General features: G+C 72.9%; 3 protein-coding genes. 2 read left to right on the plus strand and 1 reads right to left on the minus strand.

Going from position 1 to position 3,582, the window contains the following annotated elements:
- Positions 1–1,145: DEAD/DEAH box helicase (locus ACVMLK_RS20210; RefSeq protein WP_457487442.1), on the minus strand; the 1,145-nt coding region annotated here is incomplete at its 3' end.
- Positions 1,146–1,483: 338 nt separating this feature from the next.
- Here ACVMLK_RS20210 and ACVMLK_RS20215 point away from each other — a divergent pair.
- Together ACVMLK_RS20215 and ACVMLK_RS20220 are read left to right on the plus strand one after the other, a co-directional pair.
- On the plus strand, positions 1,484–2,494 hold the full coding sequence (locus ACVMLK_RS20215) for a tripartite tricarboxylate transporter substrate binding protein (RefSeq protein WP_457487443.1): 1,011 nt from the start codon (positions 1,484–1,486) through the stop codon (positions 2,492–2,494).
- A gap of 5 nt (positions 2,495–2,499) precedes the next feature.
- Positions 2,500–3,477: a hydroxyacid dehydrogenase gene (locus ACVMLK_RS20220; RefSeq protein WP_457487444.1), complete on the plus strand. Its 978-nt coding sequence runs from the start codon at positions 2,500–2,502 to the stop codon at positions 3,475–3,477.
- The last annotated feature ends 105 nt before the right edge of the window (positions 3,478–3,582 follow it).

Consider the following 3,582-nt stretch of genomic DNA (forward strand, 5'->3'; position numbering starts at 1 on the left):
GCCTCGGCCCGGCCCGCATCGCTGCGCCGGTCCTCGGCGGGGATCTTCATGGAGATCAGCTTCTCCACCGCCTTCAGCTTCGCAATCTCGTCCGGCGCGCAGAAGGCGATGGCCTCGCCGCTCGCGCCCGCGCGGGCGGTACGGCCGATGCGGTGGACATAGGCCTCCGGCGTGTCGGGCAGGTCGAACTGGAAGACATGCGTCACGCCATCCACGTCGATGCCGCGGCTGGCGATATCGGTCGCCACCAGGATCGGCGCGCGGCCGGTGCGGAACTCGGCCAGGGCGCGCTCGCGCTGGCCCTGGCTGCGGTCGCCATGGATGGCGTGCGCGTTGATGCCGTCCAGCACCAGGTGCTTGGCGACGCGGTCGGCGCCATGCTTGGTGCGGGCGAAGACCAGGGCCCGGCCGATGCCCGGCTGGCGCAGCATCTCCGAGAGCAGCACGCGCTTCTGCGCGGCGTCGATATGGATCAGCCGCTGCTCGACCCGCTCGGCCGTCGAGGCCACGGGGGTCACGGAGACCTTGGCCGGATCCTTCAGCAGCTCGTTGGCGATCCGGGCGATCTCGGCCGGCATGGTGGCGCTGAAGAACAGCGTCTGCCGCTTCGAGGACATCAGGCCGGTCAGCTTGCGGATCGCCGGCCAGAAGCCGCGATCCAGCATCTGGTCGGCCTCGTCCAGCACCAGGATCTCGACACCCTGCAGGCGGGCGGCGCCGGTCTGCACGTGATCGAGCAGGCGGCCGGGCGTCGCCACCAGGATATCGACGCCGCGGCTCAGCGCCTGGATCTGCGGCCGCGCGCCGACACCGCCGAAGATGACGGTGGTGGACAGGCCGAGGAAGCGGCCATAGGCACGGATATTGTCGTGGATCTGCGAAGCCAGCTCACGCGTCGGCGAGAGGATCAGCGCCCGGCAGCCGCCACGCGGCGCCTGCGCCCGGCGTGCCGCCAGATGGTGCAGCATGGGCAGCGCGAAGGCCGCCGTCTTGCCGGTGCCGGTCTGGGCGATGCCCAGCAGGTCGCGCCCCTCCAGCACCAGCGGAATCGCCTGGGCCTGGATCGGGGTCGGGGTGGTGTAGCCCTCCTGCTCCAGCGCGCGCAGCAGCGGTTCGGCCAGGCCAAGGGCAGTGAAATCGGTCATTCAGGACACATCCAGTCTTCGGCGCGCGCCATGACGGCCGCACCGGTTGCGGGTCAGGACGCCCCGCGTGGATGGGTCGTACCGGGAGGAAGAGGTTCCGGGAGGCTCGCCCGGGGTCCTGGCCTGGACCGGTGCCCGCGATCGGGCCGGTCATTCACGCAACCAGGACTCAAGACCAAACCCGGGAAGCCGGGCCGGCGGGGCTCATATGCGCGCCTTGGGGCCATGATGCAAGCGCGAAGGCGCCGCGCCCGCGCCATGGCCAGGCCGCGGCCCGGCGTCTAGGCTGCGCCGGGCCCGTCGCTCACGGGCCACAGGATCTCCAAGGAACGTTCCCGATGCCGACCCGTCGCGGTTTGAACACCATGCTGCTGCCGGGGCTCGCCCTGGCCGCCGCCCCGGCCGCCCTCCTGGCCCGCCCGGCTCTCGCCCAGTCCGGTGGCGGCGCCGAATGGCCCGCGGCCCGGCCGATCGAGATGATCGTCCCCTATCCGCCGGCCGGCGGCATCGACATCATGGCCCGTCTCGCGGCGAAGCATCTTCCGAACCACCTGCCGGGCGCGCGTTTCGTCATCACCAACCGCGTCGGCGCCGGCGGGCAGACCGGCACGGAAGTGATCTATGCCGCGCGGCCGGACGGGCTGACCCTGGGCGCCATCGCCAGCCTCGGGCTCAGCGCCAAGCCGCTCGAACGCCCCGTGCGCTGGACGCTCGAATCCTTCACCTATCTGGCGCAGCTGGTCGACGATCCCTGCGCCTTCTGGGTGCGCGCCGATTCGCCGCTCAGGACCCTGGACGATCTCGTCGCCGCCGCCAGGAAGGGCGCCGAGACGGTGTCCGTCGGCACCGCGGCGGGCGTGGGATCGGACGATCACCTGCTGCTGCTGGCCTTCGAGGAAGCCACCCGGATCCGCACCCTCCACGCCCCCTATAACGGCACCGCGGTCGCCATCCGCGACCTGCTGGGCGGGCAGTTGGATGTCGCCTCCTACAATCTGAGCGAGGGGCTCTCCCTGCTGCGCGAGGGCCGCACCCGCTGTCTGGGCGCGGCGGCGCCGGAGCGCTGGCCGGCCATGGCCGAGGTGCCCACCTTCCGCGAGCAGGGCTTCGACGTGCTGGGCGGCTCGGCGCGCGGCTTCGTCGGCCCGCCCGGCCTGCCGGCCGAGATGGAGGCCAGGCTGGTGGAGGCCTTCCGCGCCTTGCTCGCGGACCCCGGATTCCAGAAGGAGGCAGCCGAGCTCAACCTGCCGCTGCGTCCCTTCGTCGGCGCCGAGTATCGCGAGGCCGTGCTGCAGGAGGCGGCGGTCGTGCGGGACCTGTTCCGGCGCCGCCCCTGGGGGGACCAGTGAGCACCATGCCGAGCAAGGTCCTGGTTCCCGATCCCATCCACGCCGACGGGCTGGCCCTGCTGCGCGCCGAGCCGGGCGTCCTGCTCCTGACGTCGGAGGAGCTGCCTCCGGCGGCGCTGGAGGCGGAGCTGGCCGAGGCGGAGGCCATGATCGTCCGTGGCCTGACGGTCGACCAGGCCCTGCTCGACCGCGCGCCGCGGCTGCGCTTCGTCTGCCGCCACGGGGTCGGCTACGACAATGTGGATGTCCCGGCGCTGACCGCGCGCGGCGTCCTGCTCTCCGTGACGCCGGAGGCCAATGCGGGCTCGGTGGCCGAGCACACGCTGATGCTGATGCTGACCCTGGCGCGCCAGGTGGTGGCCTTCAACGCGGGGGTGCGGCGCGGCGAGTGGCGGGTGCCCGGCCAGTCGCAGACCTTCGATCTCGCCGGCCGCAGCGTGCTGATCCTGGGCTTCGGCCGGATCGGCACGCGGGTGGCGCGGCTCTGCGCCGCCTTCGGCCTCCGGGTGCTGGTGCACGACCCCTTCATCCCGGCCAATACGATCCGCGGCCTGGGCTACGAGCCGGCGCGGGACCGGGCGGCCGCGCTGGCCGAGGCCGATATCGTGACCCTGCACTGCCCTTCCAACGCGGAGACGCGCGGCATGGTCGATGCCGGCTTCCTGGCGGCGATGAAGCCGGGCGCGCAGCTGATCAATGCCGCCCGGGGCACGCTGGTGGACGAGGCGGCGCTGGAGGCCGCGCTGCGCTCGGGCCGGATCGGCGGCGCGGGGCTGGACGTGGTGGCGGTGGAGCCGATGCCGGCGCCGATCCCGCTGCTCTCCCTGCCCAATGTCGTGATGACGCCGCATGTCGCCGCGAGCACCGCCCAGGGGCTGCAGCGGATGGCCACCGCGGCGGCGCGCAATGTCATCGACTTCCTGGCCGGCGCGCCGGACCCGGACGCCATGATCAATCCGGAAGCGCTGCGCCGAAACGCCTGAGCCCGGGCATCCGGGCATGAAAAAGCCGGGGCATCTCCGCCCCGGCCAAGGATCGGGGCCGGCCAGAGGGCGGGCCCGGGGGGGAGGGCGGGCCCCGCCGGGGGG

This window comes from Teichococcus aerofrigidensis (assembly GCF_054073225.1).

Bases quoted from the DNA above. Each gene is read 5' to 3' on its own strand.
- ACVMLK_RS20215 (WP_457487443.1), top strand. From the start codon at position 1,484: ATGCCGACCCGTCGCGGTTTGAACACCATGCTGCTGCCGGGGCTCGCC.
- ACVMLK_RS20220 (WP_457487444.1), top strand. From the start codon at position 2,500: ATGCCGAGCAAGGTCCTGGTTCCCGATCCCATCCACGCCGACGGGCTG.